This window comes from Roseateles paludis (assembly GCF_039872745.1).
GTDB lineage: Bacteria > Pseudomonadota > Gammaproteobacteria > Burkholderiales > Burkholderiaceae_C > Pelomonas > Pelomonas paludis.
In genome coordinates this window covers 234,498-248,378 of the sequence record NZ_JBDPZD010000004.1, presented here as the reverse complement: position 1 = coordinate 248,378, position 13,881 = coordinate 234,498, and the positions used below count along the sequence as shown (strand labels likewise).

Annotated in this window: 11 protein-coding genes; 10 read left to right on the top strand and 1 reads right to left on the bottom strand. The window is 67.3% G+C overall.

The genetic code is table 11. The features are described 5' to 3' along the window. The first annotated feature begins 143 nt into the window (after positions 1 to 143). The 7 genes from ppsA (at position 144) to dnaB (ending at position 7,899) form a co-directional block, all read left to right on the top strand. The gene (gene ppsA, locus ABDJ85_RS14980; protein WP_347705594.1) at positions 144 to 2,561 is read left to right on the top strand and encodes a phosphoenolpyruvate synthase; all 2,418 of its coding nucleotides are present in this window, start codon (positions 144 to 146) and stop codon (positions 2,559 to 2,561) included. 78 nt (positions 2,562 to 2,639) lie between these two features. Further along, positions 2,640 to 4,682 (top strand): VC_2705 family sodium/solute symporter, encoded by a 2,043-nt coding sequence (locus ABDJ85_RS14975; protein WP_347705593.1) that lies wholly within the window; start codon positions 2,640 to 2,642, stop codon positions 4,680 to 4,682. Between the two features lie 124 nt (positions 4,683 to 4,806). Continuing rightward, positions 4,807 to 5,163, top strand: a complete 357-nt coding sequence (rpsF, locus tag ABDJ85_RS14970; RefSeq protein ID WP_347705592.1) for a 30S ribosomal protein S6 — start codon at positions 4,807 to 4,809, stop codon at positions 5,161 to 5,163. Between the two features lie 38 nt (positions 5,164 to 5,201). Then, a complete protein-coding gene (priB, locus tag ABDJ85_RS14965) occupies positions 5,202 to 5,513 on the top strand; it encodes a primosomal replication protein N (protein WP_347705591.1) in 312 nt (103 codons plus the stop codon). 61 nt (positions 5,514 to 5,574) lie between these two features. Beyond that, positions 5,575 to 5,865: a 30S ribosomal protein S18 gene (gene rpsR / locus ABDJ85_RS14960; protein WP_347705590.1), complete on the top strand. Its 291-nt coding sequence runs from the start codon at positions 5,575 to 5,577 to the stop codon at positions 5,863 to 5,865. A 12-nt stretch (positions 5,866 to 5,877) separates the two neighbouring features. Further along, complete coding sequence (gene rplI / locus ABDJ85_RS14955; RefSeq protein ID WP_347705589.1) at positions 5,878 to 6,330, top strand: 50S ribosomal protein L9; 453 nt, start codon at positions 5,878 to 5,880, stop codon at positions 6,328 to 6,330. 147 nt (positions 6,331 to 6,477) lie between these two features. After that, positions 6,478 to 7,899, top strand: coding sequence for a replicative DNA helicase (dnaB, locus tag ABDJ85_RS14950; RefSeq protein WP_347705588.1), 1,422 nt, complete (start codon positions 6,478 to 6,480; stop codon positions 7,897 to 7,899). Positions 7,900 to 7,923: 24 nt separating this feature from the next. Here the strand turns inward: dnaB and ABDJ85_RS14945 are convergent, their stop codons facing one another. Then, complete coding sequence (locus tag ABDJ85_RS14945) at positions 7,924 to 9,165, bottom strand: thiolase family protein (RefSeq protein WP_347705587.1); 1,242 nt, start codon at positions 9,163 to 9,165, stop codon at positions 7,924 to 7,926. Positions 9,166 to 9,558: 393 nt separating this feature from the next. Here ABDJ85_RS14945 and ABDJ85_RS14940 point away from each other — a divergent pair, with 393 nt between their 5' ends. From ABDJ85_RS14940 to ABDJ85_RS14930, 3 genes are read left to right on the top strand one after another with little or no spacing between them, the layout of a single operon-like run. Further along, on the top strand, positions 9,559 to 10,668 hold the full coding sequence (locus ABDJ85_RS14940) for a LacI family DNA-binding transcriptional regulator (protein ID WP_347705586.1): 1,110 nt from the start codon (positions 9,559 to 9,561) through the stop codon (positions 10,666 to 10,668). Positions 10,669 to 10,673: 5 nt separating this feature from the next. After that, complete coding sequence (locus ABDJ85_RS14935) at positions 10,674 to 12,272, top strand: family 43 glycosylhydrolase (RefSeq protein WP_347705585.1); 1,599 nt, start codon at positions 10,674 to 10,676, stop codon at positions 12,270 to 12,272. Continuing rightward, on the top strand, positions 12,269 to 13,864 hold the full coding sequence (locus ABDJ85_RS14930) for a GH39 family glycosyl hydrolase (protein WP_347705584.1): 1,596 nt from the start codon (positions 12,269 to 12,271) through the stop codon (positions 13,862 to 13,864). The genes ABDJ85_RS14935 and ABDJ85_RS14930 overlap by 4 nt, the downstream gene beginning before the upstream one ends. Positions 13,865 to 13,881: the final 17 nt, after the last annotated feature.

Sequence of the window (13,881 nt, the reverse complement as noted above, 5' to 3'; positions counted from 1 at the left end):
TGGCTTCAACAGCTTTTGATTGCGATGCGCCCGTCCACCCGACTCCAACTCACAACAAGTGGTGCGATTACGTCAGGTTTCATGCCTGGCGAGGCGGCAGCAATGGCGAAGGCCCCAAGTTTTTTACCTCCTGGAGTTTTCCCATGTCTGCAACCCGCTATGAGGCGACCGCCCTGGTCGTTCCGTTTGAGAACCTGAGAATGACCGATGTCGAGGTCGTTGGCGGTAAGAACGCCAGCCTCGGCGAAATGATCTCGCAGCTCGCTGCCTCGGGGGTCCGCGTGCCCGGAGGCTTTGCGACCACGGCGCACGCCTTCCGCGAGTTCCTCAAGCACCAGGGCCTGGATGCCCGCATCGCAGCGCGTCTGGCCAAGCTGAACGTCGATGATGTGCGCGCTCTGGCCGAGGCCGGTGCCGAGATCCGTGGCTGGGTTGAGGCCCAGCCCTTCCCGGCCGACCTGGAAGCCGACGTTCGCGCCTCCTATGCGCAGCTGACGGCCGACCACCCGAACGCGAGCTTCGCCGTGCGCTCGTCCGCCACGGCCGAAGACCTGCCAGACGCCTCCTTTGCCGGCCAGCAGGAGACCTTCCTGAACGTGCATGGCATCGACGAGGTGCTGCACAAGATGCGCGAGGTGTTCGCCTCGCTCTACAACGACCGCGCCATCAGCTACCGCGTGCACAAGGGCTTTGCGCACGCCGAGGTGGCCCTGAGCGCCGGGGTGCAGCGCATGGTCCGCTCCGACCTCGGCAGCTCGGGCGTGATGTTCACGCTCGACACCGAGAGCGGCTTCCCCGACGTGGTCTTCATCACCTCCAGCTATGGCCTCGGCGAGACGGTGGTGCAGGGCGCCGTCAACCCCGACGAGTTCTACGTCTTCAAGCCCGCACTCAAGGCCGGCAAGCTGGCCATCATCCGGCGCAACCTGGGCTCCAAGCTGATCCGCATGGAGTTCGCCTCGCCCGAAGAAAAGGCCGCCACCGGGCGCCTCGTCAAGACCGTGGACACCGTGCCCGAGCAGCGCAACCGCTACTCGCTGAACGACGCCGACGTGACCGAGCTGGCGCGCTTCGCCTTGATCATCGAGGAGCACTACGGCCGGCCCATGGACATCGAATGGGGCCGCGATGGCGACGACGGCAAGCTCTACATCCTGCAGGCCCGCCCCGAGACCGTGAAGAGCCAGGCGGCCGGCCAGGTCGAGCAGCACTACAAGCTCAAGGCCCACAGCGCCGTGCTGGCCGAGGGTCGCGCCATCGGCCAAAAGATCGGCACGGGCCCGGTGCGCCTGGTCGAGACGGCCGCCGAGATGGAGCGCGTGCAGCCGGGCGACGTGCTCGTGACCGAAATGACCGACCCCAACTGGGAGCCCGTGATGAAGCGCGCCAGCGCCATCGTCACCAACCGGGGCGGGCGTACCTGCCATGCAGCCATCATTGCCCGCGAGCTGGGCATCCCGGCCGTGGTGGGCTGCGGCGACGCGACCGAGCGGCTCAAGGACGGCCAACTCGTCACCGTGGCCTGTTCCGAGGGCGACACCGGCCACATCTATGACGGCCTGCTCGAGACCGAGATCACCGAGGTGCACAGCGGCGAGCTGCCCTACTGCCCCATCAAGATCATGATGAATGTGGGCAATCCGCAGCTGGCCTTCAACTTCGCGCAGATGCCGTCCAGCGGCGTGGGCCTGGCGCGGCTTGAGTTCATCATCAACAACAACATCGGCGTCCACCCCAAGGCGATCCTCGACTACCCCAACATCGATGCCGACCTGAAGAAGGCCGTCGAGTCTGTGGCCCGCGGACACGCCTCGCCGCGCGCCTTCTACGTGGACAAGCTGGCCGAAGGCATTGCCACGATTGCGGCGGCCTTCTATCCGCGCCCGGTCATCGTGCGGCTGTCGGACTTCAAGTCCAACGAGTACCGCAAGCTCATCGGCGGCACGCGCTACGAGCCCGATGAAGAAAACCCCATGCTCGGCTTCCGGGGTGCCAGCCGCTACATCAGCGGCGATTTCTCCGACGCCTTCGCGATGGAGTGCGAGGCGCTCAAACGCGTGCGCAAGGAGATGGGCCTGACCAATATCGAGATCATGGTGCCTTTCGTGCGCACGGTGCGGCAGGCCGAGCGCGTGCTGGCCATGCTGGCCGAGCGCGGCCTCAAGCGGGGTGCGGCGGGCGGAACTGACGGCCTGCGCGTGATCATGATGTGCGAGGTGCCCAGCAATGCCATCCTGGCCGAGCAGTTCCTGGAGCACTTCGATGGCATGAGCATCGGCTCCAACGACCTGACCCAGCTCACCCTAGGCCTGGACCGCGACTCGGGCCTGGAGCAATTGGCCGGCGATTTCGACGAGCGCGACCCCGCCGTCAAGGCCATGATCTCGCGCGCCATCCGCGCCTGCCGCGCGGTGGGCAAATACATCGGCATCTGCGGCCAGGGCCCGAGCGACCACCCCGACTTTGCCGACTGGCTGGCCCAGGAAGGCATCGTGTCGATCTCGCTCAACCCGGACACGGTGATCGAGACCTGGCAGCGCCTGGCCGCGCAGTCGCGTTGAGCGCTGGTGCAGCGCGGCGGCCCGGGCCTCGGGTTGTCGCTCTGACCGGGGCGAGGTGATCCGGGCAAGATGCCGCCCGTGCTGCTCCGCCTCACGCGCAACTACGCGCTTTTCACGCTCAGCTTCGTCGCCCTGGTGCTGGTGCTGGGCGTGGCGGAGCGCTTTGGGCTGCCCAAGCCCTGGATCGGCTACACCTTCCTCGGCACCACGGTGCTGGTCTATGCGGTCATCGGCCTGATGTGCCGCACGACCGATCCGGTCGAGTACTTCGTGGCCGGGCGGCGTGTGCCGGCGCTCTTTAACGGCATGGCGGCCGGGGCCGACTGGATGAGCGCGGCCTCCTTCATTGGCCTGGCCGGCACGCTCTATGTGTCCGGCTTTGATGGCCTGGCCTATGTGATCGGTTGGACCGGCGGCTTCTGCCTGGTGGCGCTGCTGCTGGCACCTTATCTGCGCCGCGTCGGGCAGTTCACGGTGGCCGACTTCATGGCCGAACGCTTCGAGAGCCCGACCCTGCGCCTGATGTCGGCGGCTGCGGTGATCCTGGTCTCCTTCATCTACCTGGTGGCGCAGATCTACGGCGTGGGCCTCATCACCACGCGGCTGACGGGCCTGACCTTCGAGGTCGGCGTCTTCGTGGGTCTCGGGGGCGTGCTGGTCTGCTCCTTCCTCGGTGGCATGCGCGCGGTGACCTGGACCCAGGTGGCCCAGTACCTGATCATGATCCTGGCCTATCTGGTGCCGGTGATCTGGCTGAGCGTCAAGCAGACGGGCTGGCCCGTGCCGCAGCTGCACCTGGGTACGCAGTTGCAGATCGTGGCCGAGCGTGAGCAGGCGCTGATGCGCGACCCGGCCGAGTTGCAGGTGCAGGAGATCCATGCACAGCAGGCGCGGGAGGCGGCCCGCAAGCTGCAGGACGTGCCGGCGGCGCTGTCGGCCGAACAGAGTGCCGCCGCCGCTCGCCTGCAGGCGCTCAAGGCCAGCGACGCGCCCTTGGCCCAGATCCAGGCCGCCGAGAAGCACCGCGCCGGTCTGCCGCGCACCTCGGTCGAGGCCGAGGAACGCTGGCGGCGTGAGCTGGCGGCCGAGACGCGCCGCGCCCAACCTCTGGGCGGCATGCAGCCGCACGCCAAGCCCTTTGCGGGCGACCCGGCGGGCAGCCCGGCCGAGCAGGAGCGCTTCGACAACTCGCGGCGCAACTTCATTGCCCTGGTGCTGTGCCTGATGGTCGGCACGGCCGGCCTGCCGCACATCCTGACGCGCTACTACACCACGCCCACCGTGCGCGAGGCGCGGCAGTCAGTCACCTGGTCGCTGGTGTTCATCTGCCTGCTTTACCTCTCAGCCCCGGCGCTGGCGGTGATGCTCAAGGTAGAGGTGTTCGACCACCTCGTCGGCTCCTCGTTTGACCAGTTGCCGAGTTGGATCCGCCAGTGGTCGCGCGTGGACCCAGGCCTGCTGGCAGTGGCTGACCTCAATGGCGATGGCCGTCTCCAGCTCGGTGAAATCAACATCAACCCCGACCTGCTGATGCTGGTCATGCCCGAGCTGGGCGGTCTGCCCTTCGTGGTGTCGGGCATGGTGGCGGCCGGCGGGCTGGCGGCGGCGCTGTCCACGGCCGATGGCTTGTTGCTGTCCATCTCCAGTGCGCTGTCGCATGACGTGTACTTCAAGTCCGTCAACCCGGGCGCCTCGCGCACGCGGCGCGTGACGCTGTCCAAGGCGCTGCTCCTGGCGGCGGCCGTGCTGGCGGCAGCCATGGCCGCGAGCCGGCCGGCCGGCATCCTGCAACTCGTCACGGCGGCCTTCTCGCTGGCGGGGTCGATCTTCTTCCCGGCCCTGGTGTGCGGCGTGTTCTGGCGCCGCGCCAGCCGCGCCGGGGCGCTGCTGGGCATGCTGGGTGGCCTGGCGGTGTGCGTCGGCTATCTGGCGCAAAGCCACCCGTCGCTGCGCAGCCTGCTCGGGCTGGCCGGCCCGCCACAGACCTGGTGGGGCATTCCGGCTGAATCGGCCGGGGTGTTTGGCGTGCCAGCGGGCTTCGTGGCCATCCTGCTTGGCAGCCTGTTCTGGCCCGACCGGCGGGAGCCGGCGGCCGTCGCCAAGCTGCGCGCGCCGGCCTGATTTGGTGCTCCGGCCGCTTGCGGCTAGAATCTCGGGTTCCCCTTGCTGCACCCACAGTCGACGCCGTGGTGCGGCTTCCTCGGCCCAGGCAATCCCGCCGGGCTGGAATCCATGAGGAGTATTCATGCGTCACTATGAAATCGTTCTGCTGATCCATCCGGATCAAAGCGAACAGGTTCCGGCCATGCTGGAGCGCTACAAGGGCCTCGTTACCACCGGTGGTGGTGCGTTGCACCGTGTCGAAGACTGGGGCCGCCGTCAGCTGGCTTACCAGATCCAGAAGCTTGCCAAGGCTCACTACATCTGCCTCAACATCGAGTGCAGCAAGGAAGTCCTGGCCGAGCTTGAAACCGGCTTCCGCTTCAACGACGCCGTGCTGCGCCACCTCACCGTGGCTCAGGACAAGGCCATCACGACCCCCTCGGTCATGATGAAGGCCGTCGAGCGCGAGGAAGCTCGCAAGCAGCCCCAGGAAGCCTGAGCGCCTTCGGGCGTCATGGCGGTGCAGCGCTCCGTGGTGTGAACCAGCTTCATCTCACGGCGCAGATCGAAAGCCTCGGACAGCTTCGCTACACCCCCGCCGGGCTCGCGGCCCTGGATTGCAGCCTCAAGGCTGAATCCGAAGTCGTTGAAGCCGGGCAACCGCGCAAGGTCTCTCTGGAGATCAGGGCGGTGGTGGTGGGAGAGCTCGTCAAAGCCTTGCAAGGCTTGGGTGTCGGCAAACCAGCTCGGTTTTCCGGATTCCTCACCCACCAGCGCAATGGCCGTGGCTACGTGCTTCACGTGACCGATCTACTGCCCCAGCCTGATGCTCAAGACGCCCGCCCCTGAGGCCGCCAGCTCCCGCTGACACCCTGTTCGAATTCAACCGGATCAACCCAAGAGGATCACTATGCCCCCGCCACGTGGAAAAGGCCGCTTCTCCAAGGACAAGAAGCCCAAGCGCAACCAACAGTCCCTGCTCTTCCGTCGCAAGCGCTTCTGCCGCTTCACGGTCGCCAATGTCGAAGCCATCGACTACAAGGACGTGGACACCCTGCGCGACTTCGTTTCCGAGAACGGCAAGATCACGCCCGCTCGCCTGACCGGCACGCGTGCCTACTACCAGCGTCAGCTGACGGTCGCCATCAAGCGCGCGCGCTTCCTGGCCCTGCTGCCGTACTCTGACCAGCACAAGGTCTAAGGAGCCACTCACATGCAAGTCATCCTGCTTGAAAAAGTGGCCAACCTGGGCAACCTCGGCGATGTCGTCAAGGTCAAGGACGGCTACGCCCGCAACTTCCTGATCCCGACCCGCCAGGCACGCCGTGCCACCGAGGCCGCGATCAAGGAATTCGAAGCCAAGCGCGCCGAACTCGAAAAGGCCGCCGCTGAGAAGCTGGCCGCCGCTCAGGCCCTGGGCGAGAAGATCGCCGGCAAGACCGTGACCATCAGCCAGAAGGCCGGCGTTGACGGTCGTCTGTTCGGCTCGGTCACCAATGCCGACATCGCTGAAGCCCTGACCAAGGCCGGTACGGCCATCGTCAAGGCTCAGGTGCGTCTGCCCTATGGCCCGATCAAGGCCGTGGGCGAGTTCCCGATCCAGATCGCTGCCCACACCGATGTGGTGGTGGACGTCACGATCCACGTGGTGCCCGAAGCCGAGTAAGGCTTCCCCTGATGGCGGCGGGCGCGAGTCCGCCGCACCATGCAACGAAGGCCGGCCCGCAAGGGTTCGGCCTTCGGTGTTTCTGGCCCCTGGATTTGTGCACCGGCTGCCCCCAGCCTGTCCACAGCCTTGTTCACAAGCCCCACGATGTCAGCCGTCTATCCGCCCACCTCGCTGCCCCCGGACGATGAAGTTGCGCGCCTGCGCGTGCCGCCGCACTCGGTGGAGGCCGAGCAGAGCGTGCTCGGCGGCCTGCTGATCGACAACTCGGCCTGGGACCGTGCTGCCGACCTGCTGACCGAAAGCGACTTCTACCGCTTCGAGCACAAGCACATCTATGCGGCGGTGGGCAAGCTGGTGAACGCCGGCAAGCCCGCCGATGTGGTGACGGTGTTCGAGGAGCTGACCTCTGTCGGCCACGCCGACGACTGCGGCGGCCTCAGCTACCTGAACGACCTCGCGCAAAGCGTGCCCAGCGCGGCCAATATGCGCCGCTACGCCGAGATCGTTCGTGAGCGCGCCATCCTGCGCAAGCTGGTGGCCACGTCCGACGAGATCGCTACAGCGGCCATGAATCCCCAGGGCCGCGCGGTCACGCAGATCCTGGACGAGGCCGAGGGCAAGATCTTCCGCATCGGCGAAGAGGGCTCCAAGAGCAAGCAGGGCTTCCAGAGCATGGACCAGCTCGTGGTCCAGCTGATCGACCGCGTCAACGAGCTGGCCGAGAACGGCGCACAGGACGTGACCGGCGTGCGCACCGGCTTCTACGACCTGGACCGCCAGACCGCCGGCCTGCAGGCTGGCGATTTGATCGTGCTGGCTGCGCGCCCCTCGATGGGCAAGACGGCCTTTGCCGTCAACATCGCCGAGAACGTGGCCATCAACGAGGGCCTGCCCGTCGTCATCTATTCGATGGAAATGGGCGCCTCGCAGCTCGCGCTGCGGATGGTGGGCTCCATCGGCCGCATCGACCAGAGCCATCTGCGCACCGGCCGCCTGACGGACGACGAATGGAGCCGGCTCTCTGAGGCCGTTGACAAGCTCGGCAAGGCCAGCATCTTCATCGACGAGAGCCCCGGCCTCTCGCCCAGCGAGGTGCGCGCCCGTGCCCGCCGCCAGGCGCGCATCTGCGGCCAGTTGGGGCTGATCGTCATCGACTACCTGCAGCTGATGAGCGGCAACGGCGGTGGCAGCGAAGAGAACCGCGCCACCGTGCTGGGCGAGATCTCACGCGGCCTCAAGGCCCTGGCGAAGGAGCTTCGCTGCCCGGTGATCGCGCTCTCGCAGTTGAACCGCTCGGTCGAGCAGCGCCCCGACAAGCGGCCCATGATGAGTGACCTGCGCGAGTCCGGCGCCATCGAGCAGGACGCCGACATCATCATGTTCATCTACCGGGATGAGTACTACACCAAGGAAGAGTGCAAGGAGCCGGGCGTGGCGGAGATCATCATCGCCAAGCAGCGGAATGGCCCGGTGGGCACTGTGAAGCTCATGTTCCAGCGCATGCACACCAAGTTCGAGAACCTTGCGCCCGGCTATGTGAGCACGGGCGGCGGCGCCGAGTACTGACGCCTACGACGCAGCCTTGCCCGCTCAGCGAGCGGTGTTCTCCAGCAGCAGGGCCATGCCCTGGCCACCGCCGATGCAGGCGGACACCACCGCATAGCGGCCGCCCCGGCGCTGCAGCTCCCGTGCAGCCGTCAGCGTCAGGCGCACGCCGGTGGCAGCCAGCGGGTGCCCCAGGGCGATGGCGCCGCCATTCACGTTCAGCTTGTTCAGGTCCAGCCCCAGCTCGCGCGCGCAGGCCAGGGTCTGCGCGCCTTGGGCTTCGTTGATCTCGAAGAGGTCAATGTCGGACAGGGCGAGGCCGCAGCGCGCCAGCAGCGCGCGGATCGCGGGCGCCGGGCCGATGCCCATGATCTCGGGTGGCACTCCGGCCGCTGCGGCGCCGCACAGGCGCACCAGGGGCTTGAGCCCACGTGCACGCACTTGCTCGCCCGAGGCCACCACCACGCCGGCCGCACCGTCTACCAGGGCCGAAGAATTGCCGGCCGTCTGCACCCCATCTGGGTAGACGGTGCGCAGGCTCGCCAGCGCCTCGATGGGGGAGGGGCGTGGGTGCGTGTCACGGTCCACCGCCGTGATCTTGCGCGGCAGCTTGATGCCCCGAGGCTGGTAGCCGGAGAGCTCGAAGCGCTCGCTCGTCACCGGCACGATCTCGCCGGCATGGAAGCCCTCGGCCTGCGCCCGCAGTGCACGCTCGAAGGACATGGCCGCAAAAGCGTCCACCTCGGCGCGAGTGATGCCGTACTTCTTGGCCAGGTTCTCGGCAGTCTGGATCATCGAGACCTCTGCGGCCGGGTCGTCCAGGGCCTCCCAGAGGAAGTCCTTGAACTCCACCGGGCTGCCCAGCTTGAAGCCGCTGCGGTGCGTGTAGGCGCAAATGGGGTTGCGCGACATGGACTCGGTGCCCACCACCAGGGCGATGTTGGCGTAGCCGAGGCTGATCTGGTCAGCCGCCTGCCGGATGATCTCGAAGCCGCTGCCGCAGATGCGCTGCACCAGGATGGCCGGCACCTCCAGCGGCACGCCGCTGTAGAGCCCGATGTGGCGAGGCAGCAAGAAGGCGTCGAATGAGGCCTGCGCCATGCTGGCGGCGACGACGGAATCAATGTCAGCGCCAGTGACGCCCGAGCGCTCCAGCGCCGCGCGCCCTGCCTTGATGCCCATGTCGATGGGCGAGACCTCGGCCAGCGCGCCGCAGTAGTCCACCAGCGGCGTGCGCGCGCCTCCGAGCAGCCAGTGATCATTGAATTGGGCAGAAAACTGAGCCATATCGTCCTCGTCTAATAGTTAACAGTATTAATGATATGGATGGCTGATGGATACGGGTTTACGCCAGGGCATTGACTCGTTTTTGCTAAGTGCATCGCAAGGAATGCAAACTCAGTCGCCTGAAAATTGATTACGTTATGAAAGCAGATGGCGGCGCTGCCTCTGGCGTGGCGGTTTCGCGCGGCTGGCGGGGCATTCCCTAGGCGCCACGCTGCCTCGGGCCGCCTACAGTCTGATCCATTGCGGTGGCCCGACGGGCGCTGTGCGGATCTCTGGGCTGGGAAAGGCGTGATGTATCGATAAGTCGGTCTCGCGCAGGCAGCCGATGGGGCTGGCGCGGGGTCGGTTGAGGCCTCAAGCACCTTGCCTGCAGTTCGTTCTCCTAGCCTTGCCATGAACCTTGCTCCCCGCCCCAAACGTGCCCGGCCCACGCTGGCCGATGTGGCCCAGATTGCCGGTGTGTCGGTGATGACCGTCTCGGCCGTGCTCAGTGGCAAGAAGTCCACCAGCCGCTTCTCGGCCGAGACCCAACAGCGTGTGCTGGAGGCCGCCGCCGAGCTGCGTTACCGCCCCAACGTCAACGCCCGTGCTCTGGTGGCGGGTCGCTCGCAAGCCATTGGTGTCGTGGCCCATCTGCTCAGCGACGAGCCCAACCTCTACTTCCTGGAAGTGCTGACCGGCATCCTGGCCGCCGCGCGCGAGCACGCGCACTCGGTGCACATCCTGGCGCTGGAGAGCTGGAGCGAGGCCGAGCACCAGATCCCCAAGCTCTGCAATGGCAGCGTCGATGCCGTGGTGCTGGTGGGCCCGATGTTCGAGAGCCCAGCCGAGCACTGGCTGCCGCGCGCCTTGCCCTATGTGTCCATCCACTCCAACACCGAAGTGCCGGGCATCACCGACATCGGCGTGGATGAAGAGCAGGGCGCCTACGACGCCGTGCGCGAGATCATCCGCCTCGGCCATCGCCGCCTGGTGCACCTGGCGGGCCCTGTGGGCTCAGTCGGGGCCGAGCGGCGCCAGCGCGGCTTTGTGCGGGCCCTGGAGGACGCCGGCCTGCCGCTCGCCAGCGATGCCATCGTCAGCGACGACTACACCCGCGAGGGGGGCAAGGCCGCCATGTCGCGCTGGCTGGACGCCCACGTCGGCCAGGCCCTGCCGGACGCCGTGTTCTGCGCGGCTGACGGCATCGCCCTGGGTTGCTTGGACGAGCTCAAGCAGCGCGGCATTGCGGTGCCGACCCAGGTCTCGGTGGTGGGCTTTGACGACAACGTGCTGGCGCGCGCGGCGGGCCTCACGTCCGTGCGCCAGCCCTTGCCCGACCTCGGGCGCCAGGCGGTCAACCAACTGCTGGACGAGCAAGGCGGCGTGCGTGACACCTATGGCCGGCCCTGGGTGCGCTACCTGCACATGCCCACAGCCCTGGTGATGCGCGAGACCTTGATCGAGCGCGCTGCGCCGAGTGCCACACCCAAGCGCGGTGCACGCAAAACTCCGAAAGCCTGATGCCCATGCGCTGGACCCGTCGAGACCTGAGCGCCGCCCTGGGCGGCAGCATCGTCAGTGCACTCACCGCCCAAGCGGCTGCTGCGGTGCCTGCAATGCCCGTAGCGCTGACCGACGCCGAAGGCCGCCGCCACCCGCTGCTGCCCGGCGGGCGCTATCTCAACCCCATCGTGGCGGGCGACCATCCCGACCCTACGGTGCTGAAGGACGGTCTTGACTACTACATGACCTTCTCGTCCTTCCAGTCCTACCCGGGCGCGGTGATCTGGCATTCGCGCGACCTGGTGAACTGGGTGCCCGTCGTGGCGGCGCTCACGCGGCCCATCGGCACGGTCTGGGCGATGGACCTGATCAAGCACCAGGGCCGCTACTACCTTTACATCCCCGTGCTGCGCGACGCAGGCACGGGCATCTTCGTGACCTGGGCCGACCACATCCGTGGCCCTTGGAGCGAGCCCATCGACTTGCAGGTGCCAGGCTGCATCGACCCCGGCCACGTGGTGGGCGAGGACGGCCGGCGCTACCTCTTCGTCAACGGCGGCCGCCGCGTGCGCTTGCGTGACGATGGCCTTGCGACCGACGGCCCGCTCGAGAACGGCGCCTGGACGCCCTGGCAATACCCCAAGGACTGGGAAGTCGAGATGTTCGCCCCCGAAGGCCCCAAGCTCCTGCGGCGCGGCGACTGGTTCTACTTGATCTCGGCCGTTGGGGGCACTGCCGGGCCGGCCACCAGTCACATGGTGACGGTGGCACGCTCCCGCTCGGTCCATGGCCCCTGGGAGCACTGCCCGCACAACCCCGTCGTCCGAACCACCAGCAGCAAGGAGCCCTGGTGGTCACGCGGCCATGCCAGCCTCGTCGAGGGGCCGGCGGGCGATTGGTGGATGGTCTATCACGCCTACGAAAACGGCTATCGCACCCTGGGCCGCCAGTGTTTGCTGGAGCCCATCGAGTGGACGGCGGACGGCTGGTTCCGCGCCAAGGGCGGCACGCTGGCCCGCCCACTGCCGCTGCCGCGCGGTGGCCAGCCGGGGCCTTCAGGCCTGCCGCTGAGCGACGACTTCTCGCGCAGCCGCTTGGGCCTGCAGTGGAGCTTCCATGCGCCCGGCGCCAACGAGGCCGCGCGGTTGCGCCATGCCGATGGCGGGCTCGTGATCCAAGGCAAGGGCCAGGGCCTCGCAGACAGCTCGCCGCTGTGCTGCATCGTGGGCGACCGCAGCTACGAGATCACCGTGGACCTGGAGATCCGCGGCGACGGCCATGGCGGCCTGGCCCTGTTCTATGACGAGCGCGGCCATGTGGGGCTGGGCTTCAGCCGCCACGAGCTGCGCACCTATGGCTATGGCCAGGAGCAGAGCTGGATGCGTGAGCCCATGGCCGTCTCGCGCGTGCGCATCCACCTGCGCAACCACGAGAACGTGCTGCGCTGGCGCTACTCGCTCGATGGCGGCGCCAGTTGGCGCGAGCACCCCTGGCAGATGGAGGTCTCGGGCTTCCATCACAACGTTTTCGGCGGCTTCCTCAGCCTGCGGCCCGCCTTGTTCAGCGCGGGGCCCGGCGAGGTCGTGGCCCGCAACTTCAGCTATCACGGAGAGACACGATGACCACGCTTCGCACCCTGCGCCGCCGCCACCTGCTCGGGGCGGCCGCTGCGCTGCCGCTGCTGCCGGCTGCCGCTTTGGCGGCCCCCACCGGGCGCCGCGTCGCGCTCGATCTGGCGCAGGCCAAGGCGCCGCTCGACCGCTTCTTCGACCACTGCGTCGGCTCCGACTTCCCCGGCACGCTGTTCCGCGAGGACTCGCTGGGCCAGCTCAAGACGGCGGTGGATGAACTCGGCTTTCGCTACCTGCGCTTCCACGCGATCTTTCACGACGTGTTCAAGACCGTGACGCGCGATGCGGCCGGCAAGCTCGTCTTCGACTTCAGCAACATCGACAAGCTCTACGACGCGATGCTGGCGCGGCGCATCAAGCCCTTCATCGAGCTCGGCTTCACGCCCCAGGCGCTCAAGACCTCGGACAACAAGATCTTCTACTGGGAGGGCAACACCTCCCACCCTGAGCCCCAGGGCTGGGGGCAGTTGATCGATGCCTTCACCAAGCACATCCTGCAGCGCTACGGCGCCGCTGAAGTGCGCAGCTGGTACTTCGAGGTCTGGAACGAGCCCAACCTCGACGGCTTCTGGGAGAAGGCCGACCAGGCCGCCTACTTCGACCTCTACACCCGCACCGCCAAGGCCATCAAGGCCATCGACCCACAGCTGCGCGTGGGCGGCCCGTCCACCGCCGGCGCGGCTTGGGTGCCCGAGTTCCTGGCGCATGCCAAGGCCACGGGCAGCCCGGTGGATTTCATCACCACCCACACCTATGGCGTGGATCACGGCTTCCTGGACGAGTTCGGTGTCGAGGACCGCATGCTGTCTCCCAACCCCGATGCCATCGTGGGCGACGTGCGCCGCGTTCGCAAGGAGATCGAGGCCTCGCACCTGCCCGGCTTGCCGCTCTTCTTCACCGAATGGAGCACCAGCTACAACCCGCGCGACAAGGTGCACGACAGCTATATGAGCGCGTCCTACGTGCTCGCCAAACTCAAGGCCACGCAGGGCCTGGCTCAGCACATGAGCTATTGGACCTACACCGACCTCTTCGAGGAGCCCGGCCCGCCAGACGCGCCCTTCCACGGCGGCTTCGGGATGATGACGCGTGAGGGCATCCGCAAGCCGGTCTGGTTCGCCTACAAATACCTCGCCGCGTTGGCGCAGCTGAATGGCCGCGAGGTCCCCAGCAGCGACTCGCAGGCCTGGGCCGCCACCGATGGCAAGCAGTTGCGCGCCATCGTCTGGGACTGGCGCAACACCGAGCAGAAGGTCAGCAACCGCAGCTTCTTCGGCAAGCCCCAGCCGGCCAAGCCGGCGGGCACGGTGCAGGTGGCCCTGAGCCATCTGGCGCCCGGCCGCTACCGCCTGGTGCAGCAGCGCACCGGCTACCAGATCAACGACGCCCACACCGCCTACCTCAAGATGGGGGCACCGAAGAACCTGGATGCCCGGCAGTTGGCCCAGCTACAAGGCCTCACGCAGGACCGGCCGGAGTTGCGCCGCGAGGTGCAGGTCGGCGCCAGCGGCACGCTGAATCTCAGCCTCAAGATGCGCAGCCACGACGTGGTGCTGCTCAGCCTGGAGCCGGTGGGCCGCTGAGGACACGCTCAGCAGGT

Coding starts and splice junctions, on each gene's coding strand:
- ABDJ85_RS14940 (WP_347705586.1), top strand. CDS start 9,559: ATGAACCTTGCTCCCCGCCCCAAACGTGCCCGGCCCACGCTGGCCGAT.
- rpsR (WP_347705590.1), top strand. CDS start 5,575: ATGCCCCCGCCACGTGGAAAAGGCCGCTTCTCCAAGGACAAGAAGCCC.
- ppsA (WP_347705594.1), top strand. CDS start 144: ATGTCTGCAACCCGCTATGAGGCGACCGCCCTGGTCGTTCCGTTTGAG.
- dnaB (WP_347705588.1), top strand. CDS start 6,478: ATGTCAGCCGTCTATCCGCCCACCTCGCTGCCCCCGGACGATGAAGTT.
- ABDJ85_RS14930 (WP_347705584.1), top strand. CDS start 12,269: ATGACCACGCTTCGCACCCTGCGCCGCCGCCACCTGCTCGGGGCGGCC.
- ABDJ85_RS14935 (WP_347705585.1), top strand. CDS start 10,674: ATGCGCTGGACCCGTCGAGACCTGAGCGCCGCCCTGGGCGGCAGCATC.
- rplI (WP_347705589.1), top strand. CDS start 5,878: ATGCAAGTCATCCTGCTTGAAAAAGTGGCCAACCTGGGCAACCTCGGC.
- rpsF (WP_347705592.1), top strand. CDS start 4,807: ATGCGTCACTATGAAATCGTTCTGCTGATCCATCCGGATCAAAGCGAA.
- ABDJ85_RS14945 (WP_347705587.1), bottom strand. CDS start 9,165: ATGGCTCAGTTTTCTGCCCAATTCAATGATCACTGGCTGCTCGGAGGC.